This window comes from Staphylococcus sp. HMSC069D12, from assembly GCF_001810405.1.
GTDB lineage: Bacteria > Bacillota > Bacilli > Staphylococcales > Staphylococcaceae > Staphylococcus > Staphylococcus haemolyticus.
Genome location: NZ_KV801085.1, coordinates 44,685 through 70,564, shown reverse-complemented (window position 1 = coordinate 70,564; position 25,880 = coordinate 44,685). Strand labels below are relative to the sequence as shown.

Annotated in this window: 25 protein-coding genes and 1 pseudogene; 3 read left to right on the top strand and 23 right to left on the bottom strand. The window is 31.9% G+C overall.

Features of this window, described 5'->3' with window-relative positions:
* Positions 1-74: 74 nt before the first annotated feature.
* Genes HMPREF2737_RS00430 through HMPREF2737_RS00420 form a run of 3 tightly spaced genes read right to left on the bottom strand, consistent with a single transcriptional unit; the run spans position 75 to position 4,076 of the window.
* Complete coding sequence (locus HMPREF2737_RS00430; protein WP_037549685.1) at positions 75-1,142, bottom strand: alanine/ornithine racemase family PLP-dependent enzyme; 1,068 nt, start codon at positions 1,140-1,142, stop codon at positions 75-77.
* A complete protein-coding gene (locus HMPREF2737_RS00425; protein ID WP_037549688.1) occupies positions 1,143-2,903 on the bottom strand; it encodes an IucA/IucC family protein in 1,761 nt (586 codons plus the stop codon).
* A gap of 3 nt (positions 2,904-2,906) precedes the next feature.
* Complete coding sequence (locus HMPREF2737_RS00420) at positions 2,907-4,076, bottom strand: MFS transporter (protein WP_037549691.1); 1,170 nt, start codon at positions 4,074-4,076, stop codon at positions 2,907-2,909.
* A 114-nt stretch (positions 4,077-4,190) separates the two neighbouring features.
* Here HMPREF2737_RS00420 and HMPREF2737_RS00415 point away from each other — a divergent pair, with 114 nt between their 5' ends.
* The gene (locus tag HMPREF2737_RS00415) at positions 4,191-6,140 is read left to right on the top strand and encodes an IucA/IucC family protein (RefSeq protein WP_037549694.1); all 1,950 of its coding nucleotides are present in this window, start codon (positions 4,191-4,193) and stop codon (positions 6,138-6,140) included.
* Between the two features lie 78 nt (positions 6,141-6,218).
* On the opposite strand, the gene HMPREF2737_RS00410 is transcribed toward HMPREF2737_RS00415, so the two are convergent.
* The 5 genes and pseudogenes from HMPREF2737_RS00410 to HMPREF2737_RS00390 form a co-directional block, all read right to left on the bottom strand.
* Entirely contained in the window at positions 6,219-6,749 is a 531-nt protein-coding gene (locus tag HMPREF2737_RS00410; protein WP_011275168.1) for an Asp23/Gls24 family envelope stress response protein, read from the bottom strand.
* Positions 6,750-6,805: 56 nt separating this feature from the next.
* Positions 6,806-7,045 carry a DUF2273 domain-containing protein gene (locus tag HMPREF2737_RS00405; protein ID WP_011275167.1) on the bottom strand — a complete coding sequence of 80 codons (240 nt, stop codon included), beginning with the start codon at positions 7,043-7,045 and terminating at the stop codon, positions 6,806-6,808.
* 12 nt (positions 7,046-7,057) lie between these two features.
* The gene (gene amaP, locus HMPREF2737_RS00400) at positions 7,058-7,594 is read right to left on the bottom strand and encodes an alkaline shock response membrane anchor protein AmaP (protein WP_037536063.1); all 537 of its coding nucleotides are present in this window, start codon (positions 7,592-7,594) and stop codon (positions 7,058-7,060) included.
* Positions 7,595-7,770: 176 nt separating this feature from the next.
* Positions 7,771-9,321, bottom strand: a pseudogene (locus HMPREF2737_RS00395) (BCCT family transporter).
* Between the two features lie 120 nt (positions 9,322-9,441).
* Complete coding sequence (locus tag HMPREF2737_RS00390) at positions 9,442-10,452, bottom strand: zinc-binding alcohol dehydrogenase family protein (RefSeq protein ID WP_037549697.1); 1,011 nt, start codon at positions 10,450-10,452, stop codon at positions 9,442-9,444.
* A 144-nt stretch (positions 10,453-10,596) separates the two neighbouring features.
* On the opposite strand from HMPREF2737_RS00390, the gene HMPREF2737_RS00385 reads away from it, so the two are divergent.
* Entirely contained in the window at positions 10,597-11,598 is a 1,002-nt protein-coding gene (locus HMPREF2737_RS00385) for an LLM class flavin-dependent oxidoreductase (protein ID WP_037549700.1), read from the top strand.
* Between the two features lie 42 nt (positions 11,599-11,640).
* On the opposite strand, the gene HMPREF2737_RS00380 is transcribed toward HMPREF2737_RS00385, so the two are convergent.
* The 9 genes from HMPREF2737_RS00380 to HMPREF2737_RS00340 form a co-directional block, all read right to left on the bottom strand.
* On the bottom strand, positions 11,641-12,489 hold the full coding sequence (locus HMPREF2737_RS00380) for an alpha/beta hydrolase (protein ID WP_037549702.1): 849 nt from the start codon (positions 12,487-12,489) through the stop codon (positions 11,641-11,643).
* 245 nt (positions 12,490-12,734) lie between these two features.
* Entirely contained in the window at positions 12,735-14,147 is a 1,413-nt protein-coding gene (gene lacG, locus HMPREF2737_RS00375) for a 6-phospho-beta-galactosidase (RefSeq protein WP_141745566.1), read from the bottom strand.
* Between the two features lie 15 nt (positions 14,148-14,162).
* Positions 14,163-15,914, bottom strand: a complete 1,752-nt coding sequence (locus HMPREF2737_RS00370; protein ID WP_037549706.1) for a lactose-specific PTS transporter subunit EIIC — start codon at positions 15,912-15,914, stop codon at positions 14,163-14,165.
* A gap of 5 nt (positions 15,915-15,919) precedes the next feature.
* On the bottom strand, positions 15,920-16,234 hold the full coding sequence (locus tag HMPREF2737_RS00365) for a PTS lactose/cellobiose transporter subunit IIA (RefSeq protein ID WP_002448512.1): 315 nt from the start codon (positions 16,232-16,234) through the stop codon (positions 15,920-15,922).
* A gap of 19 nt (positions 16,235-16,253) precedes the next feature.
* Positions 16,254-17,231 carry a tagatose-bisphosphate aldolase gene (gene lacD, locus HMPREF2737_RS00360; RefSeq protein WP_037549709.1) on the bottom strand — a complete coding sequence of 326 codons (978 nt, stop codon included), beginning with the start codon at positions 17,229-17,231 and terminating at the stop codon, positions 16,254-16,256.
* A gap of 3 nt (positions 17,232-17,234) precedes the next feature.
* On the bottom strand, positions 17,235-18,167 hold the full coding sequence (locus HMPREF2737_RS00355) for a tagatose-6-phosphate kinase (protein ID WP_037549712.1): 933 nt from the start codon (positions 18,165-18,167) through the stop codon (positions 17,235-17,237).
* A gap of 12 nt (positions 18,168-18,179) precedes the next feature.
* On the bottom strand, positions 18,180-18,695 hold the full coding sequence (gene lacB, locus HMPREF2737_RS00350) for a galactose-6-phosphate isomerase subunit LacB (protein ID WP_011275156.1): 516 nt from the start codon (positions 18,693-18,695) through the stop codon (positions 18,180-18,182).
* A gap of 15 nt (positions 18,696-18,710) precedes the next feature.
* Positions 18,711-19,139 carry a galactose-6-phosphate isomerase subunit LacA gene (gene lacA, locus HMPREF2737_RS00345; protein WP_002455017.1) on the bottom strand — a complete coding sequence of 143 codons (429 nt, stop codon included), beginning with the start codon at positions 19,137-19,139 and terminating at the stop codon, positions 18,711-18,713.
* 232 nt (positions 19,140-19,371) lie between these two features.
* A complete protein-coding gene (locus HMPREF2737_RS00340) occupies positions 19,372-20,127 on the bottom strand; it encodes a DeoR/GlpR family DNA-binding transcription regulator (RefSeq protein ID WP_037549717.1) in 756 nt (251 codons plus the stop codon).
* A 248-nt stretch (positions 20,128-20,375) separates the two neighbouring features.
* Between HMPREF2737_RS00340 and HMPREF2737_RS00335 the strand changes: the two genes are divergently transcribed.
* Positions 20,376-21,107, top strand: coding sequence for an NAD-dependent protein deacylase (locus HMPREF2737_RS00335; protein WP_011275152.1), 732 nt, complete (start codon positions 20,376-20,378; stop codon positions 21,105-21,107).
* Between the two features lie 167 nt (positions 21,108-21,274).
* Here HMPREF2737_RS00335 and rpsI read toward each other — a convergent pair whose 3' ends face one another.
* The 6 genes from rpsI to HMPREF2737_RS00305 all read right to left on the bottom strand — a co-directional run bounded on the left by rpsI (position 21,275) and on the right by HMPREF2737_RS00305 (position 25,653).
* The gene (gene rpsI / locus HMPREF2737_RS00330; protein WP_011275150.1) at positions 21,275-21,667 is read right to left on the bottom strand and encodes a 30S ribosomal protein S9; all 393 of its coding nucleotides are present in this window, start codon (positions 21,665-21,667) and stop codon (positions 21,275-21,277) included.
* A gap of 19 nt (positions 21,668-21,686) precedes the next feature.
* On the bottom strand, positions 21,687-22,124 hold the full coding sequence (gene rplM / locus HMPREF2737_RS00325) for a 50S ribosomal protein L13 (RefSeq protein WP_011275149.1): 438 nt from the start codon (positions 22,122-22,124) through the stop codon (positions 21,687-21,689).
* A gap of 252 nt (positions 22,125-22,376) precedes the next feature.
* Positions 22,377-23,180: a tRNA pseudouridine(38-40) synthase TruA gene (truA, locus tag HMPREF2737_RS00320; RefSeq protein ID WP_037549721.1), complete on the bottom strand. Its 804-nt coding sequence runs from the start codon at positions 23,178-23,180 to the stop codon at positions 22,377-22,379.
* 4 nt (positions 23,181-23,184) lie between these two features.
* Positions 23,185-23,991 (bottom strand): energy-coupling factor transporter transmembrane component T family protein, encoded by an 807-nt coding sequence (locus HMPREF2737_RS00315; RefSeq protein WP_037549724.1) that lies wholly within the window; start codon positions 23,989-23,991, stop codon positions 23,185-23,187.
* Entirely contained in the window at positions 23,981-24,844 is an 864-nt protein-coding gene (locus tag HMPREF2737_RS00310) for an energy-coupling factor transporter ATPase (RefSeq protein WP_037549729.1), read from the bottom strand. Before HMPREF2737_RS00310 ends, HMPREF2737_RS00315 begins: the two co-directional genes overlap by 11 nt.
* Positions 24,841-25,653 carry an energy-coupling factor transporter ATPase gene (locus HMPREF2737_RS00305; protein WP_037549733.1) on the bottom strand — a complete coding sequence of 271 codons (813 nt, stop codon included), beginning with the start codon at positions 25,651-25,653 and terminating at the stop codon, positions 24,841-24,843. Before HMPREF2737_RS00305 ends, HMPREF2737_RS00310 begins: the two co-directional genes overlap by 4 nt.
* Positions 25,654-25,880 lie beyond the last annotated feature (227 nt).

Sequence of the window (25,880 nt, the reverse complement as noted above, 5' to 3'; positions counted from 1 at the left end):
ATCAGAATAAATTCAAAATTAAAGGCTAATATTTATTAAAGTTTATATGATTATTAATAACTACAAAGAATTGATTAACATTTTTTATTAATCAATAATGGAGAATTGACCATTTTACTATTCAAAGAGTGAATATATTTATCCTTAAAATAGTGTTTTGTCATGTGGTTATGATACATTACTTGAGAAAGCGCCTCATACTCCATAGCAAATTCTATAATATCACCAACTTTATAGTAATCTTGATTGTTTAAATTAATCATTAGATGATCACTTGATGCACCAACAATGCTAACATCATTCTTAATAGGTTTAATTTTATTTACGTCTGTGTCAACATAGCCAATATCTACAATCGCTTGTAAGTAGCATTGGTTATTATCAGATAGACGTGGTTTAACCTCTAAAATTTCCGCTTCTACTGTAATTGCATTTTGAAATAGCATTGGTATAGATTGATTTGTTGTAGTATCTATTCCTCTAAATAATGCCTCACCTATTCGTAACTCATTAATCTTACCCAAATCATTGTACATTAATTGTGGTATCATACTTGAGTTTCCACCTGATACAACTTTTAATCTAAACCCTAAATTATATTCAATAGCATCAACGAATTGATTTATCTTTAATATATCTTCTTCAGTTGGAGCCGAAGACTTGAAACACATAAAGTTAAATGCAATACCTATTAATTGAATATGAGTCATTTTGATGATTTCTTCAATATAATTTAGTACATCATAAGTTATAACCCCTTCACGTCTATCCTTCCAATCTATCATTAACATAATTTGATGTTTTTGATTTAACTGTTTAGCAATGTCATTTATCTCTCTAATTGACTCAATTTCAGTTTGTATACTCATTTTCACTGATTTAATCAGTTGAGTATAATGTTTTTTAGATGTTGGTCTTAGTAAAAGATAATCGCATTGCCCCTTGAAATCTTCATTTATATTTTCAAGTCTTGATTCTGCAAAATGGGTGAACCCTGATTGAATTAATGTTTCGATAATTCGATTATCACCAGCTACACATTTAATTACTGGGGTTAAATGTATATCATTATTTTCTAATAACGCTCTTAGTGCATCTGCATTATATTCAATTTTAGATAAGTTTATATTGATTTGAGCCAATTATCTCACCTCATCTCTAATTGGATTATCAAGTTCGATATTTAAATATTTTTTCACTCTATTGCTCATACGCATGCGTAATAATGCCTTAACAGTAATCTTTGAACCAAAGAGCACATCTTTTAAAGCTTGAGCATGTGGTTTATTATCACTTATTGCTAATTTAACTTCATTTTGAACTAGAGTGAACAATTCTTCTTCAGTTACAAATTCCGTTTTTGAAAAGTGATGAATTAATTCAGCTAACTGATTCTGAATAACAGCATGCTGAAATTTCGCAATAACTTCTTCAATTGAATCTGCCAATAAACTTTGATTGGACACGTTGATATTTTTCAGTTTATGAGTAAGTGTATTTAAATCAATTCGAGACCCACCTAAATCACGCACAATAAAATTCATTTGATAATTAGGTCCTAAATTAACTATAGTGTTTTGCATATGCGCTTCTAAAGCTATGCCATACTCTTGAATTAAATTGATTAAAGGCGTAATAAGTTGTCGACTATAATTTTGAATAAAGGTTAATATACCTCTATTATTTAACTCACCATTAATCCATTCGATATAACTATCAACTGTAATATGTCGATCAATTGGATTAGGATTAACCAATGCACCAGTAACAATAGTCACCCCATTGTTTGCAATATAAGGTGTTTCTCTGACAATGCATGCTAACTGTCTAGCATCCTCGTCATTTGTTTTCGCACATAAACCATAAGGTTCTATTGCAACATTTAGTTGTGGATATTGATTTAATACATTTTGTAAAGCGCTACTTAATTTAGGTCCGTCTACCGTTGTAACACTTGAAACTGTTCTGACAGCACTCGTTGCTTGTACATTGACAGGTAATTTTATATGATATGGCTTATTGATGAGTGCCATCGTCCTAAATGATAGTGTTGCTTTCGAATCGACATCAAATGGTGTTGTTAATAAAAACTTATTAGCAATCCAATTCGCAAACTTATCGTAGATAGTATGGTTGTATTGCCATGGATGTACTAATATCACAAAATAGTCTTCTAACGAAATATGAATAGACTGTGCATATTTTCTAATTCTTATTTGATATTCAGGTATTACTTTCTTCAATATGAAATCTTCATCATTATCTATACACGTAGCTTGTGCACAGTCTTTATGGATTAACATAATTTTTAGCGGTATTACTTTTTCAAACTCAGGTGAATACATTTTAACTTCATCCATAGTTAATGGTAGTTTCGTTTTAGTAAGTGGATGTGTAGGATGACCTTCTAATACTAAGCTTTCTGAGTATAGCAAATCATTGATTTCATTCGCGTCACTCAAATGTTGTAACCATGCAAAAAAATTTAAAGTTGTTGGCATACCAGAAAATTGCATACTAGATTGCACATTATGTTGACGTTGATAAAATTGTTTATAAATTTCAACAAAACTATCTCTACTATGTATTATTTCATCTATTAATTGCTGATGTATATTAATGTCAAAATGATTACTTAATATTTCTAATAAAGCTTCTACTGTTGGTACTTCCATTATATTAGCACCACATTGATATGCAATTGGTCCTACAAATTCATACCTTGACATTACACTGTTATGATTAAAGTGAGTAGAAAGTATACATCCATGATATTGTATATCTAATTGATCATCTTTAGTTGTAATAATAGTTTGTTCTTTCCAAATGCCTTCTTTTATTAAAGCATTTAAAATACGATATTGTATATTAGTATCCGCATTTTGCCATGCGTTTAGAATCATACTTTACTCCTCCAATTTAATTGGTCTTTGAATTATATATGCAATAAATGCAATTACAAAAGTAAATATTCCCATTGTGATAAATGTATTAATAGGTCCCATTATTTCTGATAATGTTGTTAATATTAAACTACCTAAAGGAATCATCCCTCTATCCATCATGACGATACTTAATATTTTTCCTCGATGCTCTGATGCTATATCCTCTTGAAAATATATACGATTTGATGTTCTAGCTAATTGACCAAATAAACCTACAAGTGACATGCAGATAAACATAAATATAATGTTATGCATAATGACACCTACAAGCGCTAATCCAAATAGACAAGAACTTAAATAATACATTTGCACAGTGGTGAACTTTTTCAAAATTATGGGTAGTATAAGTGTTGCAATCATACCACCTACAGCACAAAAGGTCATTGACACACCAAAGATTTCCGAGCGACCAGGAAAGAGATTATGTACTAATACTGGTACTAGTGCAGTATACGAAAAACCAGTAGCCATGATAATCAATGACGTAATAAATATTTTTGAGGCCTGCATATTATTCTTAAAGTATTCCCACACAACCGTAAATGAAAACCCTTTGTTAGCTTTATTTGTCTCACCAACTGTCTTGAAAGTTAATGGTAAACACAATAGAACAGCAATGAAGTAACACATTGATTGCACTAGAAAAGTAAACGGTGCATGGTATATTGAGAGTATCAATCCTGCGATTGCCGGACCTATTGAGCGACATATGTTTATGATAAAAGAATGATATGAAACGGCTTGGCTTGTATTTAAATGTACAGATAAATCGGGCAATACAGCTTGTCTTATTGGTGTTTCCGTCGCATTGATCATACCTCGAAGTGTGGCATAAATAAGGATGATAATAATCGGCACTTGTTCTAACAAAAAGGTACAAACACATAGTGTGCTTGTCACTAAAAATGAAGATGAAATGGTAAATTTCAATAATTTTCCTCTATCAAATTTATCAGCTATAGCGCCAGCCCAGACACTTAGTAACAAAATTGGTACGAGTCGGCAACAATTAACCAATCCCAAATAGACTGCGTTATGATAACTAGTAAGTACATACCAATTCAAGCCAATTTGTCCTATCCAATTCCCTAGAAATAATAAAAAGGAACTAGAGAAGAAAAATTTCGCCACAGTATTCCACCTACTTATTTATAATAAACTTTATAATTGATAATGAATATCATTATCGATATTATGGATTATACAAATGATTTAGATTTTTGTAAAATGAATTTGAGGTGCAATATGGATAATTTAATTTCAATAGACAATATAGATTTACATTTAACTGATGAAGAATTAGGAGCTTTATCGTTTTTAAAGCAAGAAATGCCTCATTTAGTAAACTACATTAAAAATGAATTGCTCGTTGCACGAGATAAAATTTCTCAACGCTTAATTACATCCCTTTACAGAGAAAATTTAGTCAACGCTAAATCAAATAGTACCTTTGTCTCGTCATGTGATATTAAAAACTTTCCAATAAATGGAGAACACCAAATTATGCGCGTGCATTTTCCCGAAAGCGATAAATATTTATTCGCAAAAGTTTCCGGAACTCATGCATTTGGCCGTGTAGATGTTGAAGGTCCATTTTATTATTGTGATAGTGATGGTAGACAATGTGTTCGTATACTTCATCCTAATGAAGTATTAGCTGATATCTTAAAGGAAAATCCAGAGCTTGATAATGAGGCAAGTTCTCAATTCAAAGCGGATATGGAAAACAGTGTTGCAAATATGGCGTTAGCACTTGCATATCAAGCATATGAGATGCAACATTCAAATGAACCTTTATTGGAAATAATTCTTAATGAGCAAGATAGTTATTTGCGTTCAGAGCAGGCAGTTATAGAGGGACATCCGCTTCATCCTGGAGCTAAATTGCGTAAAGGCCTTAATGCTAATGAGAATATTAAATATAGTTCAGAATACAATAAAGAAATTCATTTAAAGTGTGTACTTATTCACCAAAGTGTCGCTAGAATACAATCTTTATCGTTTACTTATAATGCTGAATTAGAAGCGCAATTTCCAGAACTATATAGCCAAATTAAAACTGAGTGTGATAACTTGAGTAATTTGAGTGAATATCATTTAATGATTGTTCATCCTTGGCAGTTAGATAATGTATTATTAAGTCAATACGAAGAGGAAATAAATAATAATTTAATGATTCCACTAAAGATAGAAATACCTTATTACGCTGGTTTATCTTTTAGAACTTTAATGCCAAAATTCCCAAGCACGTTGCCACATATTAAGTTATCTACCAATGTACATATTACTGGTGAAATTAGAACTTTATCTGAACAAACAACTCACAATGGTCCTTTAGTAACTCAAATCTTAAATGACATTTTAAAGCAAGATAAAGATTTCACTCATTATAGAGTTGGTATTTTAAATGAATTTGCTGGTATTCACTTTTATAATATAAATGACGAAGAAACTATTCAAACAGATCGAAGTGAGCAATTAGGAACGCTCTTTAGGGACAATGTGTACAATCTAACTGAAAAAGATAGTATTCCTATGATTCCTTCAAGTTTAGTGGTTAATTATAAATATAATGAAGAACCACCAATTATTAGTTTAATTCAACGTTATAAACATCATTACGACAAATCAAATCTTGATATCGCAGCTCAAGAATGGTTGTCAGATTACATTTCTCAATTGTTAGGCATAGTGATTCCTTTATATGCTAAATATGGCATTGCACTTGAAGCCCATTTACAAAATTCAATTGCAACGTTTAACGCTGATGGACGATTAAATACTATTTATATTCGTGATTTTGAAGGCTTACGTATTGATGAACAATTTTTAAATGAATCTGGATATACGACAAATCATTTTCACGAAAAATCTAGAATCTTGACCGATTCTAAAACAACAGTATTTAATAAAGTCTTTTACTCGACAGTTCAAAATCACATAGGTGAACTTATATTAACTGTTTCAAAATTCATTGAGGATGAAGAATTTGAATCTAAACTGTGGGATAGCGTAAGCGAAATTATTCATAACATTTTAAATAGCTTAACGAATATTAATACAAGCCACATTTCAGAAATTAAACAAATTATATTTGATAGAGACATTGATTATAAATGCGTGACAACGATGCGTTTAGAAGATGAAGCACATCACTATACTTATATTAAAGTAAGTAATCCACTACATGGTTAAACGATATTAGAAATCAAAGCTTAATTCTAAAATAAAAAACCCTTTAGGCTATATAAACCTAAAGGGTTAAATCTATTATTATTGTAATCCTGATCTTTCAGAGTTGTTGTTATTATTATTGTTGTTTTTTTCGTTTTTTTGTTGCCATTCTTTTTTAGTCATAACATCATCAACTTGCATGTTAACTTCTACAACTTGTAAGCCAGTGATATATTTAACTTGCTCTTTTACTAATTCAGTAACTTTACGGAAGATTTTTGGTGCTGATTCACCATATTCTAAGATTACTTTTAAGTCGATTGCTGCTTGTTTTTCGCCAACTTCAACAGAAACACCAGTAGTTACATTGTTGCCACTAGAGAATGCATTAGTAAAGTTATCAGCGAAACCGCCTTTCATATCTAAGATACCTTTAACTTCACGAGCTGCGATTCCAGCAATTTTTTCTACAACTTCATCTGAGAAAGTTAATTTGTTTTCAAATTGTTGTTGTTCATTTTGTTCTCTGTATTGTTCTGCTTGTTTTTGCTGTTCTTCTCTTTCTTTTTCATTAACTCCAGTTTGATTATTGTAAGCTTGTTTAGCTTTGTTATTGTTATCTACTGACATATTACATTCTCCTTTATAATTGAATTTTTTTATTATTTAGTTCTTAAATAAATTATTTAACTCCATCTATTTAAGAAATTCATGAAATCCTGTGTACGGTCTTTAATATACCCAACACCAATTCCGATTAAACATAAAACGATAACCAAAATTGTTTTCCAAAACCCTAAAGTTAGGAATAAGATTGCTATAATTAAAAATGCAAAGAAACCAATGATACGCCATTTATATGATTTAATGAAGTCAATGATTTGTTGACTTGCATCTTGTCCATTTTGATTATTATTATCAGCCATGTTATCCCTCCCTTACAGAACACGTTGTCCAGCAGTTTTTTGATCTCTGACATTTACTTCAAGTTTTCTCACTGGTAATTCAGTAAAATGTTCTACATTATGCTTAATGTCTGAACGAATACTTTCAGTTAGTGACTTAACTTGTACATCATTTGGTACTAAGAAGTCAGCCTTGATATCAATGTAAGATTTGCTTTTCTTATTATAAAGCTTCGCTACAACATTAGGTTGTCTTACTTGATCGTATTTAGTAAGTGTATCGTAAGCTGATTTTTCAACTGCTTTACGAGATACATAAATATGACCATCATCATAATCTTTGTATAATCCTGGTTTTCTATATGTTGGTTTAAAGATGCTGAATACTAATATTAAACCTATCAATATAAGTAGAGCAGCTAAACCAATTAATAGTGGTTGGAACCAATTGAATTGTAAGAAGAAGTCTTGATACTTAGATATACGACTATCTTTTATGTACATAAACAATAGGAATCCAACAATAGCAACTATTAATAGGCCGAGGATAAAGTTTTTTAGCCTTTTCACCTCGTATGCACCTCCTAAATTATTGTTGAATTATTATATAGAAAATAATACCCTTTAAATATTTTTCAAAACATTAATGAAAAACTATTAATTTAATTATATAAATATTTATTAAAGTTTTACTTTCTAGATAGAATATTCCCAAATTTAGCACAATAAAAACATATATTTTATTATTATTTTTTCAATTCTTTTTGCTTTGAACTTTTATACTGTAATATGTTTGGAAACTTATTAGAAGTTCTTGGATGATCGATACTTAATGATTTAAACAATGACCAAATCATTAAAATAATAACTATTGAAAATGGTAAAGCGGCAATGATTAATAAGTTTTGAATCGCTTGTGTACCACCTGTATAAATCATAATCATTGCAAATAATGCTAGAATAATACCCCAACTTACTTTCACAAATGATGCAGGATTGATGTCACCTTTAGAACTAAGCATACCCAATACGTATGTTGCTGAATCGGCTGAAGTCACGAAGAAGATCATAATAACTACGAGAGTAATTATGCTAAGAATAAATCCTAGTGGATAATGTTCCAACGTAGCAAATGTTGCAGTTTCAGTAGCTTCTTTTGCAATGTTAGCAATACCTTTATCTTGTAAATAAACAGCAGATGCTCCAAATACAGCAAAGAAGAAGAAACATACAAGTGCAGGTACAAATAGAACACCAAGTATAAATTCTTTAATTGTACGACCTCTAGATACCCTAGCAATAAAGATACCCACGAATGGTGCCCATGATACCCACCAAGCCCAATAGAATATTGTCCAGTTTTGGAGCCATTGGAATTTTTCTCCTCCATTCATTGGAATACGTAAACTCATACTAAAGAAATTAAAGATATAATTACCTAAACCATTTGTAAATGTATTTAGAATATAAAGTGTTGGGCCAACAATAAATAAGCCAATTAATACAATAAAGGCTAACAGCATATTGACGTTACTAAGCGTTTTAATCCCTTTATCTATACCTGACCAAGCAGACCACGTAAACAATATAGTCGCAATAATAATTAATATTACCTGTGTACCGAAATTGTTTGGTACATTAAATAGGAAATTTAGGCCTTCATTTATTTGAAGTGCACCAAATCCGAGAGTTGCTGCGACGCCTGTAACAGTGGCGATAACAGCTAATACATCAATTGCACCACCTATAGCGCCTTTCATTGATTTTTCACCAAATATAGGAACTAAGGTTGCACTTACTAATCCAGGGTAGCCTTTATGGAAACTAAAATATGCAAAGACTAATGCTACAATTCCATATAATGCCCATGCATGTAATCCCCAATGAAAGAACGAAAATTGAAATGCATCATTGATTGCAGATGGAGTACCTGCTTTATGTATAGGGGGTAACGTAAATGCGTGACTTATTGGTTCTGCAGTAGTCCAAAATACTAGTCCAATACCCATACCAGCACTAAATAACATGGCGAACCAAGAAGGCAGTGAGAATTCAGGATCTTCACCTTCTTCACCAAGTGTTATCGATGCATATCTTGAAAACAATAAATATACACAAACAAAAAATATGAGTAAAACCAATAACAAATAATACCAAGAAAAATTCTGTGCTATAAATGAAGTAATGTTTTGGGTTCCTGTTTCTAATTATGTCGGCATAAAAGCGCCATATAAAACAAATAGAGTACAAATAGCTAATGCTGTCCAAAACACAAAACTAATTGATTTTTTTCGCAACATAATACTCCTTTCAATAAAATGGTTAATAAAGCATTTAAGTCAAAATAAAATGACGTTTATCCTATTGCCTTTTTTTATAGGAATAAACGCCATTTATAAAGAAATATATATAGTTTGTTAATTTAAATTAATGACCAATTTGCCAATCATTGTATTGGATTCTAATATTTGGTGTGCTTGATAGATGTTTTCAGTGGTTAATCCTTCTATAACTTTAGTTGTTGTAGGTTGATAAATATTCTGTTCAACCTTATTTGTTATGTCTTCTAAATATTCATGATGTTTTATCATATCATCAGTTTGATTTAATGGTCTAGCAAACATAAATTCATGTGAGAAACTTAAACTTTTTGGTTTCAAAGCATTTAAATCTTGGTCATTTTCAAAAGCTACAATAGTAGCAATATGACCTCTAGGTTTCACTAATTGAATCATGTCGTCATAGTACATATCCGTATTAAATGTACAGAATACGTAATCAACCAGTTCAATACCTTGTGTCTTAAATTGATTTATTAAACTCTCTTTGTGATTGAGTACAATATCAGCACCCATTTTTTTAGTCCATTCAATTGTTTCATTACGCGATGCTGTTGTAATCACCCTTAAACCATAGGACTTAGCAATTTGAGTAACAATACTTCCTACGCCACCTGCGCCATTTATAATTAACAACGTTTTACCTTCATTTTCATTACGTTTGCGTGAAATACCAAACACATCAAACAATGTTTCATATGCTGTTATACCGGTTAATGGTAAGCTTACTGCCTGCTCAGCGCTAATATTTTTAGGTGCCTTAGCTACTAATTTCTCATCAATCAATTGGTATTCCGCATTTGATCCGTTTTGATCAGGTGAACCAGAGTAATATACTACGTCACCCTGATTAAACATAGTAACTTCACTTCCAACAGATTCAATCACACCAATCGCATCAAATCCTAGTACACGAGGTATTTTTGACACGTTCATTAATCGTTGTTTTGTATCAACGGGATTGACACTAATAGACTGAATTTTAACTAATAATTCATGTCCTTTTGGTTCTGGTATATCTAAATTATACGTTTTAAATAAATTTCCATCTGATAGTTTAAACGGTTGTTCAAATCCAATTGCTTTCACTATTCATCCGCCACCTTTTTCAAATCTAATATTAAACTAAGTATAATATTTCAAACAAATATATAGCAATATAGAAGCCTTCAATTTAAAATACAACTAAATCTAATTTTTCCTATAAAAATCATTGAAAGGAGCATATAAAAATTGAAATTAAGTATTTTAGATTATGTTCCAATTTTTGAAGGTAGAAACGCCCATGATGCATTTAATCATAGCATTACGTTAGCCCGTACTGCTGAACAATTAGGTTATACAAGATATTGGGTTGCTGAACATCATAATGTATTCTCTGTTGCGTCAAGTGCACCTGAAATCGTAATGATGATGCTATTAGAACAAACACAAACGATTAAAATAGGAAGCGGAGGCGTCATGTTACCGCACTACAGTGCCTACAAAGTGGCAGAACAATTTAGAATAATGGAAGCTCGCCATCCTAATAGAGTAGATATGGGTTTAGGTCGTTCTCCGAGTTTCAAGCAAGTAAATGAAGCACTTAATGAGTATAAATCAACAAAACCAAATTTAGACAATCAAATAGAGGACTTACTACACTACTTTAGCAACAAATATGAAGCCCCACATCGATTCATGTCTATCAAAGCAACACCTGAAATTAATACTTCTCCACAAATGTTTATTCTAGGTATGAGTGAGAGAAGTGCGGAATTAGCTGCTCAAAAAGGGCTACCATTCGTCATTGCATTTATGGGACAAACTCAAACCAAGATTAATAGCCTAATAGAATATTATCGAAAACGATTCAAACAATTGAATGACATTTCAAAATCTAATGAGCCATATGTAATTATGTCGACATTTGTAGTTACTGCAAACACGCTTAATAAAGTTGATGATTTATTAGATGCATTACATTTATGGCTTTTACGTATTAATTATCTCAACCAACCTAAATCATATCCTTCTATTAATACTGCTCAACAACGTAACTATAGCACTAGTGAACGTAATAAAATTGAGCAAAATAAAAGCCGTGTCATAAGTGGATTGACTAAAGATATTCATCTAAAATTAACTTATTTATTAAATACGTATCAAGTGGATGAAATCATGATAATGCCTCATGTATATGGGGAACAAGCAAGATTGGAATTGATTCAATTAGTCGCCAATAATTCACTTTAAACTTTGATTATTTTAGTGTTCAAGCTATGTTATTACTTACTACTACCATAAAAAATTTATGATTTCATCTGACACTTCTTTATTATGATGTAGCGCACTATGTTGCGCTTTCTCCCCTCTATATTCAGATTCTTTATATGTTTTATGACTATTGCCCAACAAGTATTTTAAGGAGCGAGACGAACTATTAGATACCCTTCCATCAGAGTGTGTTCCGTCTTTCAAATCACCATAAATATTTAGTACTTCTATGTTTTTATTTTTATAGACATCTTTTAGATCTAATAATTTTTCATAATCAGCATTCATTTTACTAGGCTTACCATCTTTATCGACAGTAATTTCATTTACTTTTTCATTTAAATTTAAAACACCGTTATATGTATCAGCTATATTTACTTCTTTTTGAAGTTGAGGTAATTGTTTATCATTTCCATAATATTTCATAAAATACGCAAAAGATAAGTTCCCCATTGAATGCGCTACAAAATTATAATTATCTATATTGTATTTTGATTTCATTTTTGTAAGTACATTTTTTATGTTTTGAGCATTTTGCATAATGTCACCATTTTTATTATCTTCAAATAATATTTTTATAATTGGATTCCTAGACTTCTTTGAAATTTTGCCACTAAACTGTACTTTTCCGTTTGATAAAACATATGCTGTAACTACATCCTTGATGACACCTTTTTTTACAGCTTGATTGACCATATATTTTTTAGAATTATTGGTTCCACCATATCCATGCATAAATAAAGTTGCAACTTTCTTTTTATCATTACTTTGATAATGAGATGAATTGTTACTCTTTGATTGACATCCTACTAATGTAAAAATCATTAGGCTAATAATCAAACTAAATATTATCTTTTTAAAAATTCTCATAATAATACTCCAATTTGTTTTCTTTAAGTATAAATGATGTAGTTACAAAAATGAAAATTAAGTTAAATTGTACGTTTAAACATATGTGGTAATAATTTGAATATATATTTTTGAATTATTTTTTCATGTGATCAAGCCAAGAAAAAATAAATAGGACTGAGAAAAGCTAAGTTTTAGCATTTCCCAATCCTACCTTACAATTGTATTTATCATTGCTGTTCGTTACAAAGTTATATTAAATGCAATTATTTTATTTCCTTACTTTCCGCTAGTTCTTTGTACCAATATGCGCTCTTTTTAGCATAACGTTCTTGCGTTTCAAAATCGACATAAAATAGACCGTATCGTTTTTCATAACCATTTGACCAAGAAAATACATCCATGAGTGACCAAATGAAGTACCCTTTCACATTCGCACCATCACGAATAGCATCAGAAATGACTTCTAAATGTTTTTTCACATAATCTATACGTGCATCATCATCTACAGTTTTACGTTCCTCATCAAATTGGTCTTTATAACCAAGTCCGTTCTCAGTAATATAAATTTTATGGTAATTAGGATAATCTTTAACTACTCGCATGATTTGATCATATAAGCCTTTAGGATAAATCATCCAGTCCCAATCAGTACGTGGTACATCAACATCAAATTCACGTTGACCTACACCTTTAAGTTGATATTTAGAACCACCTTTATCACCAGTAGCATTATGTGTAATTTCAGATTCGCCATCGTAACCTCTCATCCAATCACTCATGTAGTAATTGATACCAAGGAAGTCATTTAAATCTTTAGCCGCTTCTAATACTTTATAATCCTCTTCTGGTATGTCTAATTTACCACCATTTACTGATAAAATGTGTTGAACGCCTTCCATAGTTTCACGAGAATATTTACCTAGATAAGTTGCATCTAAAATGAATTTGTTATGAATAATATCTTCTAATTCAGCCGCTCTAACATCTTCTGGATTAGTTGGATCATAAGGATATTTAGTTGGTAAAGCATGCACGACACCTATTTCACCACTATAGCCATTATCTTTAAACAATTTAACTGCTTTCGCATGTGCGACCATCATGTTGTGATGTGATTGAAACACTTTAGCAAAGTCGTATTTAATTCCAGGAGGGAATTTACCTACTAAATATTGGCCATCACCAATAGGACCAATTTCATTAAAAGTAGTCCAATAGTTGACTTCAGTAAATTCTTCAAAGCAGAATTTTGCATAGTCTACAAAATAATCAATCGTTTTACGGTTTAAGAAATCTCCATCACTATGAAGTGTTTCTGGGGTATCAAAATGATGTAATGTAACAAACGGTTCAACGTGACGTTTATGACATTCTTTAAATAAATTGTGATAGAATTCTACACCTTTTTGATTAACTTCTCCATAACCTGTTGGAAAAATTCTTGACCATGCGATAGATATACGGATACCATTAACACCAAATTTCTCACTTAATTCTAAATCAACTGGATATTTATGATAAAAGTCACTTGCAGGTTCAGCTGTATACCAATAGTTTTCTTCTAGATAAGTGTCCCAGGCTACACGACCTTTTCCGTCTGTTTGAGTCGCACCTTCTGCTTGATAAGCTGCTGTTGCACCACCGAATATAAAATCTTCTGGTAATTTTTTCATTATACTTTCATCTCCTAATTATTTTTCAAATTGTTGTTGAACGAAGTCTAATGCTGCTTTGCCATCACGAGTTAAATTAATGTATTCAACACCTTGAGTTTTTGCTAATTTAATACCTAATCGATCTGTATCTTGTTTTATATCTTCATAGTTAGAAGCAACTTGAGGCGCTAAAATAATTAATTGATAGTCTTTCATAATATCCATATGTGCACCATAACCACCAGCTGCCGCTTTTACAGGTACCTGATATTCTTCAGCTGCCTTGTTTAACGCATTTGCAAGTAATCCACTTGTACCGCCACCGGCACATAAGACTAAAACGTTAGTTTGTTCGTTAATTGAATTTGATGAATCTTTAGCCGATACTTCCTCATCGGAAGGTGCTGGTTCAGTTGTTGTCGTTTCATTTGCACCAGCAGTTGCTAAAATTGCATCTGCTTTTTTCGTATCAAAGTTTGCTGATACTTTTTCTTTTAATTCATTATTTACTTCTTTATTACCTCGTTCTTCTTCAAGAATTTGTTCATCATATACTTTTAAAAATGGATAATAAATCATAACATCAACTACAATTAATACAATTGCTAACACAAATGACCAAAATGCAAATCCTGTGCCCATCACAATACCAAGAGGACCTGGTGTCGTCCATGGTAAGAAGATGCTAAAACTGTTCATTTTAAGTACATCAACAAAGAATTTAAAGATCCATACGTTTACTATTGGTGCAAAAATAAATGGTATGAAAAATACTGGGTTTAATACGAGTGGTGCACCAAATAAAATTGGTTCATTTACTCCAAAGAATGTTGGTACAACTGATGCTCTACCAATTGCTTTATTTCGTTTTGATTTAGTTAACCACATAAACATAAATGGCACGACTAATGTAGCACCGGTACCCCCCATAGTTGCAACGAACATTTGTGTACCAGGTGTAATAATTTTATCTGCATGTTCTCCTGCTTGAATCAAATTTAAGTTTGTTTCAAGATTTGCATAAGTAATTGCAGCGATTGCTGGTTCAACAATAGATGGACCATGTATACCTACAAACCAGAAAAATGCGAAAGCACCGAAGATAAGTGTGACACCAATCCAGCCATCTGCCGCAGTAAATAATGGTTCAAAGATTTTTAATACGGCGTTCGCTACATTTGTATGAATAAATGTTCTTGATAATAAATCTAATGCATAAATAATGATAATAACCGCTGACAACGGGAAGATATCTTTAAATACCTGAGAAATATTTGGTGGCACTTCTTTAGGCATTTTTATTGTAATATTTCTTTTAATAAAGAAATTATAAACAATTACGGTAATAAAGGCTGAAATAAAGGCTGTTAATAATCCTTTTGTGCCCATAAATGCACTTAAAAATCCACCCTCTTTAATAGGATCTGCTGCTAAGAATAAAAATCCACTCATCGCAGCCATCATTGTAGAAATAAAGTTAATTTGATTGGTTTTATCTAATTTCCTGTTGTAGGAATCGGTTAAAGACTTAGCTGTAGTTCCAGCTACAATCAAACCAACAATTCCCATGGTATAGTTATATGGTTTCATCAATATACCTTCCATCGTTTTACTCCAAGTAAAGCCAAACACGTTAGGTACATATGTGATTAAAATAAATATACTTGAGAACAAGATAATTGGAATTGCTGCAATAAATCCATCACGAATCGCTCTTAAATAAATATTACGAGATATTTTTTCAAAGAACGGCTTTCCTTTTTCTATCCATGCTATTAACTTATTCATAGGGGTCAGCTCCCTTTTTTGTATAATTCAATTAAATGCTTCATTAAATCTTTTAATAATAACGTTGTCATTAAATGGTCTTGACCGTGAATCATTGTAATACTAAATGCAATGTCATCACCTTGCGCTTCTTGAGCCAATAAGTTTGTTTGAGCTTTATGTGCATTTGCAATACATTCATTTGCTTCCTCAGTAAGTTGTTCAGCTTTATCAAAATCACCTTCATTAGCAGCGTTTAATGCCTCTAATAATTTCGAACGTGCATCTCCTGCATATGCGACAATTTCAAAACCAAGTAATTGTACTTCTTCTCTATTCATATGAATAACCTCCCCTAAGTTATTTTGCTTTCCAAGATGTTGCAGTTGTTTTTAGTACTTTATTTAAATCATCAATGTTTTTATATCCAGTTGTACGTAACCATTCTCTTGCAGCTTGTTCTCCTTGTTCAATATAAACTTTAACTGCACCAGACCATGTCGCACGCCCACATAACACACCATTGAAATGTGCACCTGCATCATGTGCAAATGTTAATGTTTCTTGGAATAATTCAGCTGATACACCAGCACTTAAATAAATATAAGGTAAATGTGTCGCTGCTTCTTGATCACGGAAATGTTGTGCTGCTTCTTCTTTTGTGTATACAACTTCACCCTCTGTAAATCCTTCGACAAAATTCATATTTACGGGTACTTCAACTTTAAGCACGTCAACATTGAATCGATCTTCAGAGAATAACTTCATTGCTTCATTTACTTTACGAGGTTTTACTTTTGCAAATTCAGCACTTTTATTATCTGGAATATTATCATCATAAGTTAACACTTCTAAGAAAAATGGAATGTCTTCAGTAACACATTCTGAACCAATTCGTTCAATATAAGCTTTCTTTTGAATGTTAATCTCTTCTGAATCATCTACATCATAATAAAGTAAGAATTTAACTGCATTGGCACCCTGTTCTTTTAAACGTTTAGCAGACCATTCTACTAAGCAATCTGGTAAACGACCTTTTGCATTCACGTCATATCCAGTTTTTTCATATGCAAGTAATAAACCACACTCTTTATTACGTGCATCAGAAGCAGGTAAGCCATATTCAGGATCTAAAAGAATAGAAGATGCATATTGTGTTAACTCTTCTGATACAAGTACTTTTAATTGTTCGATTTGTTCAACTGTAGGAGGTTCTGTTTGATGTTCAGCCATCATTCTTTTTAATGCCCCACGTTGATCAAATGCTAAAGCTGAAATAATCCCATCTTGATTACTTAATTGTTCGATTGATGCTAGTTTTTGTTGTGATTTTGTCATGAATTACACCTCTATAACTTCAATTTGTTTGAATAGTTCTTTAAATTTATCTACATTAATATGACCTGTTTGATGCTCCATTGCATTTAACATTCCAAATGCATTAGCTTTTTTCAGTAAATCTTCATCGGATTGTTGATGAACAAGACCTGATGCAATACCTGCCACTGTAGAATCACCAGACCCTACAGGATTAACGACTTCTATTTTTGGAATATTTACTTTATAAAATGTTTGATGATGTTTAGCGAAAGCGCCATCGCCACCTAAAGAAACAATAATCCATTCAATACCTTTGAATATGGGTTGAGTAACCGCTTCTTTTAAACTATCGATATCTGTAGTGACAGTAGTGTCTAATAATTGAGATAATTCATCAATATTAGGTTTTATCACTGAAGGCTTATTTTCGCTCAACAATACATCCATTAATGATTGACCAGAACTATCTAAAATCGTAGGTAGACCTTGTTCATTAGCTAATTTCACAATATCAGCGTAGTAACTTGTATTAAGACCTTTAGGTAAACTTCCAGACATCGCTATAACATTAGCTCTTTTAAATAGTTCTAAAAGATGTGTTTTATAGCTCTCTGCTTCTTCCTTGCCAATAGTTGGTCCTTGTTCGAGTATTTCAGTTTGTTGTCCTTCATGTAGAATAGCGATACAATTTCGTGTTTCTCCTTTTATTTTGAAGAAAGACTGTTCAATTTGAGCATCCATTAATTGTTCTTCAATAAATTGACCTAATGCGCCACCTAAAAAGCCACTTGCTAACACATTTTCGCCAAATTCTGATAATACACGTGTTACATTTAATCCTTTTCCTCCAGCAGTTTTACTCGTCTTTTTAACTCTATTCACAGTATCTAGATGAAACTGTTCTAATGGGTAAGAGATATCAACTGAAGGATTTAAAGTTAATGTTAGAATCATTTCACATCTTCCTTAATCGTGATATTTACCTTTGTCCCATTTTTCTAAGAATTCATCAAAGAAGTGAGGATTAGCTTGATTATCGTTATGTGCTTCCAAATGATTAATTTTAGCAATTAATTTTTTATTTTCTTCAGTAGGTTTGTATTCCGCTTTAATAAATGCATCAACGATATCGAAAATAAATAATTCACCTGCTACTTTACCGCCGAAACTAACAACATTAGCATTCAATTCTTCTTTTGAATAAAGTGCTGATGTCATATCACGTACTAATGCTGTTCTTACACCTGGGACTTTGTTTGCTGCATTACTAATACCAACGCCAGTACCACAAATACATACGCCTAAATCTGCTTCTCCACTAGCAACTTTTTCTCCTACTTTTTTACCGAAGATAGGATAATGTGTACGTGTAAAATCATACGTACCTACATCAATAACTTCGTGTCCTTGAGCTTTTAAATGTTGTGAAACTTCCATTTTTGTATCAGTTACAATGTGATCGCAACCTATAGCAATTTTCATTATTTATTCCTCCAATTAGCACATTTTATTTAACATATCTACACGGATTTGGTGACGTCCGCCATCATAGTGTCCATTTACAAATTCTTTAGCAATATTTTTTGCTAATGTATCGCCTACAATTTCAGAACCCATTGTAATCATGCGTGCATTGTTGTGACTACGTGTCATATATGCTGAACGTTCATCTGATACTTCAGCAGCAATCATTCCTTTTACTTTTGTAGCGACAATAAAACTACCTGCACCATAAGCATCCACTGCAATTCCTAAATTATCATCGTTCTTTTGTACTTCGTGTACAACTGCTAATGTTGAATCAACAAAGTCTAATTCTTTTCCTTCTGTTACATCTACTACATCATGGTTATTTTCTTTTAAAAATGTTTTTATAACATCTTTAAGACGTTGACCAGCGACATCTGAACCAATAAAAATTGTCATAATGATTCTCCTTTGAAAATAAGATAATTAAACACATGTGTTTGAAAAAGCGCTTTCAAATCTTTACACCTAAATTATAAACATAAATAAACAAATAATCAACAATAAATGTTCGAATGTTGTTTAAAATTTTGTTTTTTTAAACAAAACATTTCATTTTTATGTTTAATTACGTTCAATTATCTAAAAAAATACCAAGATTGTTTAAATAAACAATCTTGGTATCATTCAATTAATGTATCACTTCTGTATAAGCTTTTAATTTTTGTACATTATCTTCATCATTTTTATCTACAACAACTGCTGTTAAATCTTCTAAATGACATAATTGGGTAAAATCTTCTTTTCCAATTTTTGAAGTATCAATTAATAAGTATTTTTCAAGTGAACGATGAAGTGCAAGTTGTTGTGTATACGCTTCGTCAATTGTAGAAGTGAGCACATCTGCATCTTTTATTCCATTACAACTAAAAAACATTTTACTAAATCGTTTTGTTTTAAGAAGCGTATTCGTCATTTCACCTACAAATGATTCAGTAAGTTCTCTCATTTCTCCACCTAATAAGTAAACTTTAAAATTTAGCGAACGCTTTTCAAATAATATTTGAAATACTGGAAAACAATTCGTAATCACTGTTAATGACTCTCGATCTATTAATTGAGCCAGTAACTCGATTGTTGTTCCAGGTCCCAAAAAAATCGTATCGTTTTCTTCAATTAAGTTAACAGCTTTCCTTGCGACAGCACGTTTTTCATCAATATTCTCTGTGTGCTTTTCTTGATGAGACTTTTCTTTAATTTGAAAAGCTGAATTACTACGTGCACCGCCATGTATTTTAGTTAGTAATCCTTTTTCTTCTAGTTCAGCTAAATCACGACGTACTGTCATATCAGATACGTTAAGTTCCTCAACGATTTCATTCGTCCTAACCGTTCCTTTTTGATTTACGAGTTTAGTAATTTCTTCTAAACGATCGTATTTATTCATTCAAATTCTCACATCCAACTCTATTTTATTAAAAAGTTCTTTTTATAAGAACAATTGATTTTTTATAAAGATTTTAAACGCAATTTCATTCTATACTATTATATGTTTTAACACTATTATTTATTGTTTTTCAACATTCGTTGCTTCTTGAAAACTAGAAAATAAATAGCAAAATATGTTGTAATAATAGTATAAGATTTATTTTAAAAAAAAACTATACAGTATTGATGATAAATGAGGTGCTCCGATTGGGTAATAAAATCGAAAAATTAAAAGAAATTGTTGATAAATCAAACAAAATTGTATTCTTTACTGGTGCAGGTGTATCGGTTGCAAGTGGTATACCTGATTTCCGTTCAATGGGTGGATTATTTGATGAAATTTCAAAAGAGGGTTATTCACCTGAATATTTATTAAGTGTTGATCATTTAAATGATAATAAAGAAAGCTTTATCGACTTTTATCATAAACGACTACTAGTAGCAGATAAAAAACCTAACATCGTCCATGAGTGGATTGCAGAGTTAGAAAAAGAAGGCAAATCTTTAGGTGTGATTACCCAAAATATCGATGGGTTACATGAAGATGCCGGAAGTGAACATATTGATGAAATTCATGGTACACTGAATCGCTTTTATTGCATCAATTGTGGAAAAGAATATACGAAATCATATGTTATGGGACACAAATTAAGATATTGTGAGAACTGTGGTGATGTGATTCGCCCTGATATCGTATTATACGGTGAAATGCTCGATCAACCTACTGTCTTTAGAGCATTAGATAAAATCCAAAAAGCAGATACTGTCATTGTGCTAGGTTCATCTTTAGTCGTACAACCTGCTGCAGGCTTTATTTCTAACTTTACAGGAGACAATCTTGTAATTATTAATAGAGACGCTACATCGTATGATAGACAAGCAGATTTAGTCATTCATAACGATATGACAGAAGTTGTTGAGGAAGTATTTAAAAAATAAATATAAAGTTCAAAAACTAGAGGTTTTATGAATCTCTAGCTTTTATTGCATACAAAAAAGCACTTCTCGAAATTGAGAAGTGCTTTAAACATTTCAGTTGAACACAAATTGCTGACGCAATTTGCATACAGAACTTGTAAGCAAACAAGTTTGCAACAATTCCAGCATTAACGTTTTGAGAATTGTGGAGAACGACGTGCTTTTTTAAGACCTGGTTTTTTACGTTCTTTCATACGTGGGTCACGAGTTAATAGACCTGCGCGTTTTAAAGAACCTCTGTATTCAGGATCTGCTTCTAATAATGCACGTGCGATTCCGTGACGGATAGCTTGTGCTTGTCCAGTGAAACCACCACCGTGTACGTTAACTAATACATCATAGTTACCTTTAGTTTCTGTAACATCAAATGGTTGGTTTAAGTCTAAGATTAATGATTCGAATGGTAAGTACTCACGTACGTCACGTTCGTTAACTGTGATATTACCTTCACCTGGTACTAAACGTACACGTGCTACTGAGTTTTTACGACGGCCTGTGCCTCTATATTCAACTTGTGCCAATGTAATTTCCTCCTTCTAATTAACCACGTAACTCGTAGTTTTCTGGTTGTTGTGCAGCGTGTGGATGTTCAGCGCCACCATATACAAATAATTTTTTACCTTGTTTTTCACCTAAACGTGAACTTGGTAACATACCTTTGATTGAAGTTTCAAGTAAACGTTCTGGATTATTACGTTTTAACTCACCAGCTGTAACTGATTTGATACCGCCTGGGTGGTTTGAGTGACGATAATAAATTTTATCTGATTCTTTTTTACCAGTTAATTCGATTTTAGCAGCGTTAATGATGATTACATAATCACCAGTGTCAACGTGTGGTGTATAAGTTACTTTATTTTTACCGCGTAAGATAGATGCTACTTCAGATGATAAACGACCTAATGTTTGGCCTTCAGCATCAATAACATACCATTTGCGCTCAATGTTTGATTCATTTGCCATAAATGTTTGACGCATAATAATTGTCCTCCTAAAAATAAATGCTTCGTTTTAGATTACAGGTACGTATCGCAGTCGAACCTACGAACGAGGCCTGCAATCTATTCATTCTGTTACGATTTTCAAAGCGTAAATGTTCATTTATTTTATTCCTGTATAATTTGCTTATATATCTTGTAACACAATAAGTTTCCGGGGCTTATCATGGGGTGGATATAAAACAATACCGTTAACTATGTTATATTTTATAGCTCCGTTTGTCAATGCAATTTAGTCATTTTGTAATGATTTTTTACGATGAATTTTAATATTGTCTCCAAAGTCTGTTGTTAAGTCTTTTTCTGTTAAATATATCTTCTCTAAATAGAGACCATCTGCAGGTGCTGTAAATGGTACACTATCTCTATTTTTTTCATTTAATAGCGTTGACACTTCACTTGCATGACGCTTACCTTTTCCTACTTCAATTAGAAACGCTACTAACACGCGAACCATATTATATAAAAAGCCTGACCCTGTCACAACATAGTCAAACCCTTCATCTGTTTGGATGATTTCACTTTGATATAACGTACGTACTTTGCTTTCGACTTCAGTCTTTTGAGAGCAGAATCCTGTAAAATCATGTGTTCCAATGAAATGTTTTGCAGCTTCGTTCATTTTTGAATAATTTAAATCTTCCTTAATAAATGTCTTTAAGCCACTTTCAAAAGGATTACGATGCGTTGCTTGATATACTTTATAACGATATCGCTTGCCTAGACAGTCATAACGACAATGAAAATGATCATCAACTTGTTGAACTTCTTTGACGTATATATCATCAGGTAGAGCACTATTCATCGCATACTTCCATTGCTGTAATTCAATATTTAAGTCTGTATCAAAATGAAAAAATTGTTCATACGCATGTACACCTCTGTCCGTACGACTAGAAGGATGAATGCGAACATGTCGCCGATGCATACGCTTCAATATCTTTTCAAATTGTTGTTGCACAGTTCTTCCTTGCTGTTGAATTTGAAACCCTAGAAATTGACTTCCTTGATAAGAAATATTAACGAGTATACGCACTGTATTACACTCCAATATATTTTAATACTAATAATACTATGGCTATTGGGATGATACTTATTAAGCACATCGTGTCTCCAATATGCCATTGTAGCTTTCTATAACTTGTTCGATTTACATTAGCATCATAACCACGTACTTCCATAGCGATTGCTAATTCCTCCGCTCTTTGAAAAGCTGAGATAAATAATGGAATCATTAAAGGAATAAATGCTTTTATACGTGTCATTATGCCACCCGAACTTAACTCAGAACCTCGTGATTTTTGAGCTAGTATGATTTTATCTAATTCATCCATTAAAGTTGGAATGAATCTTAAAGCGATTGACATAATCATGCTTAATTGATGCACAGGCAATTTAAACCATTTTAATGGCGTTAGCAATTTTTCAAAAGCATCTGTTAAATCGATTGGACTCGTTGATAGCGTCATTATTGTTGCAACCATAACAATTGTGATGAGACGTAATGAAATAAAGATACCTTCTAAAATACCAGCACTATCAATTTTAATAATTCCAAAATCAACTAATCTTGTACCACCGTGTGTGAAGAAGATATGCATGAAGAATGTGAATATAGTAAAAATAAATATTGGTGTTAACCCTTTTATTAAAAACCATAATTTAATCTTCGCTAAAAACATAAACATTAGAATTAATAAAATAATCCACCCAAACGTTGCAAAAGAATGAGCAAAAAATATTAAAATAATAAACATAAATACAAATAAAACTTTAGCTCGTGGATCTAGATGATGAATTACAGAGTTATTAGGTAAATATCTACCTATAATTAATTTATTCTTCATGATGTTGCCACTCCTGGTACATACTTACAAATTCCTTCTCAGTAAGTGCGGTTGTCTTAAATTTAATACCATGTTTAATTTCAATATCACGTTGTAACTGAACAATATCTGGTAAGGCTATATGCCACTCTTCAAGTTTACTACCTTGTCTAAACAACTCTTTTGGTGTGACTTGCTCGATAATATTTCCATCATTCATCACGATAATTTCTTCAGCATATTTCGCAACTTCATTCATATCATGAGATACAAGTATGATTGTTTTATTTTGTTTTAGCTGTATTTCTTTAAATAGCTCCATTACTTGTTGACGGCTCTTTGGGTCTAATCCAGCAGTAGGTTCATCTAAAACAATGACATCCGGGTTCATAGCTAAGATTGAAACAATTGCAATTTTACGCATTTGGCCACCAGACATCTGGAATGGTGACAAAGACATAACATTTCTTGGAAAACCTAACTCTAACAATAAATCAAAAGCTCTTTCTTTCACTTCTTCAACATTCATTCCAAAATTCTTAGGTCCAAACTCAATTTCTCTTTCAATATTATCTTCAAATAATTGTGATTCAGGAAATTGAAAAACTAACCCAACTTTTTGTCTGATTGGTCTAATAAATTTATCTTTAGTTTTAGAATGAATCATAAGTTCATCATGCTCAATATTGCCATTAGTAGGTTTTAATAACCCATTGAAATGCTGAATTAAAGTTGATTTTCCACTTCCAGTTTGTCCAACAATTGCATAGTATTTACCCTGCTCAATAGTTAAATTAATGTGGTCTAACGCTTTATACTCATATGGTGTACCCTGTTGATAGGTGTAGGTAACATCATTAAACTTAATTTTCATAGCTTTTCGACCAACCCTTCGTAAGTAATAAAGTGGTCATCAAATCCTAAAAGTTGATTAATTTTCATTGAGAAAGGTAAATCTAGTCCAATTTCTTGTAACATTTTTATATCTTTAAATATTGTTTGTGGATTTCCTTCTTTATAAACTGTTCCTTGATTCATTACTATGACATGATCACCTTCAAGCGCCTCAGTTAAGTCATGCGTAATCGAAATAATTGTTACATCTTTAGTTGCTTTAACTTCTTGTATTAAACTCATCAATGATTTCTTGGCTTGAGGGTCTAACATAGATGTCGCTTCATCTAATATAATGACTGAAGGACTTAATGCTAACACACCTGCAATAGCTACTCGTTGCTTCTGTCCTCCTGATAATGAATGTGGTTCACTATCAGCATAATCGGTCATTCCAACGTCACTAATAGATTGTGCTACTATTTCTTTCATTTTTTCAGTTGGAACAGCGTGGTTCTCTAAACCAAACGCAACATCGTATTTAACAATCGAACCTACAAATTGATTTTCTGGATTTTGGAAGACAATTCCAACGTGTTCTCGTATATCTTTGAAACCATTATTGGAGATTGGTGATTGATTGAAAAAAATCGTACCATTGGTCGCAATTTCAATACCAACTATTAATTTAGCTATTGTTGATTTTCCTGACCCATTATGTCCAACAATTGAAGTCCATTGATTTTTAGGAATCTTAAAGGATACATTATTTAATGTGAAGGCTGCATCGCCTTGATATTGAAAGTCAACTTGCTTAAGTTCAATAATATTAGTGTTATTCGCCTCCACTAGAATCCCTCCTAAAACTTTGTACTAGTATAGTTTACATGAATATGAATTGCATGTATATTATTGTTTTATTTCATTTTTTCAAAATAAAAAAGGGCCGAACAGAATTCATTTCGAATCCATTGTCCCGCCCCCTATTAAAGATGACTAAAACTGAAAAAATAAATAAAAGCTTTCATTTCGGTCAACTAATGCGATTTTTCAATATAAACTATGACCATTTGAGT

Bases quoted from the DNA above. Each gene is read 5' to 3' on its own strand.
- HMPREF2737_RS00425 (WP_037549688.1), bottom strand. From the start codon at position 2,903: ATGATTCTAAACGCATGGCAAAATGCGGATACTAATATACAATATCGT.
- HMPREF2737_RS00415 (WP_037549694.1), top strand. From the start codon at position 4,191: ATGGATAATTTAATTTCAATAGACAATATAGATTTACATTTAACTGAT.
- HMPREF2737_RS00410 (WP_011275168.1), bottom strand. From the start codon at position 6,749: ATGTCAGTAGATAACAATAACAAAGCTAAACAAGCTTACAATAATCAA.
- HMPREF2737_RS00405 (WP_011275167.1), bottom strand. From the start codon at position 7,045: ATGGCTGATAATAATAATCAAAATGGACAAGATGCAAGTCAACAAATC.
- HMPREF2737_RS00380 (WP_037549702.1), bottom strand. From the start codon at position 12,489: ATGAGAATTTTTAAAAAGATAATATTTAGTTTGATTATTAGCCTAATG.
- HMPREF2737_RS00370 (WP_037549706.1), bottom strand. From the start codon at position 15,914: ATGAATAAGTTAATAGCATGGATAGAAAAAGGAAAGCCGTTCTTTGAA.
- HMPREF2737_RS00365 (WP_002448512.1), bottom strand. From the start codon at position 16,234: ATGAATAGAGAAGAAGTACAATTACTTGGTTTTGAAATTGTCGCATAT.
- lacD (WP_037549709.1), bottom strand. From the start codon at position 17,231: ATGACAAAATCACAACAAAAACTAGCATCAATCGAACAATTAAGTAAT.
- HMPREF2737_RS00355 (WP_037549712.1), bottom strand. From the start codon at position 18,167: ATGATTCTAACATTAACTTTAAATCCTTCAGTTGATATCTCTTACCCA.
- lacB (WP_011275156.1), bottom strand. From the start codon at position 18,695: ATGAAAATTGCTATAGGTTGCGATCACATTGTAACTGATACAAAAATG.
- lacA (WP_002455017.1), bottom strand. From the start codon at position 19,139: ATGACAATTTTTATTGGTTCAGATGTCGCTGGTCAACGTCTTAAAGAT.
- HMPREF2737_RS00340 (WP_037549717.1), bottom strand. From the start codon at position 20,127: ATGAATAAATACGATCGTTTAGAAGAAATTACTAAACTCGTAAATCAA.
- rplM (WP_011275149.1), bottom strand. From the start codon at position 22,124: ATGCGTCAAACATTTATGGCAAATGAATCAAACATTGAGCGCAAATGG.
- HMPREF2737_RS00315 (WP_037549724.1), bottom strand. From the start codon at position 23,991: ATGAAGAATAAATTAATTATAGGTAGATATTTACCTAATAACTCTGTA.
- HMPREF2737_RS00310 (WP_037549729.1), bottom strand. From the start codon at position 24,844: ATGAAAATTAAGTTTAATGATGTTACCTACACCTATCAACAGGGTACA.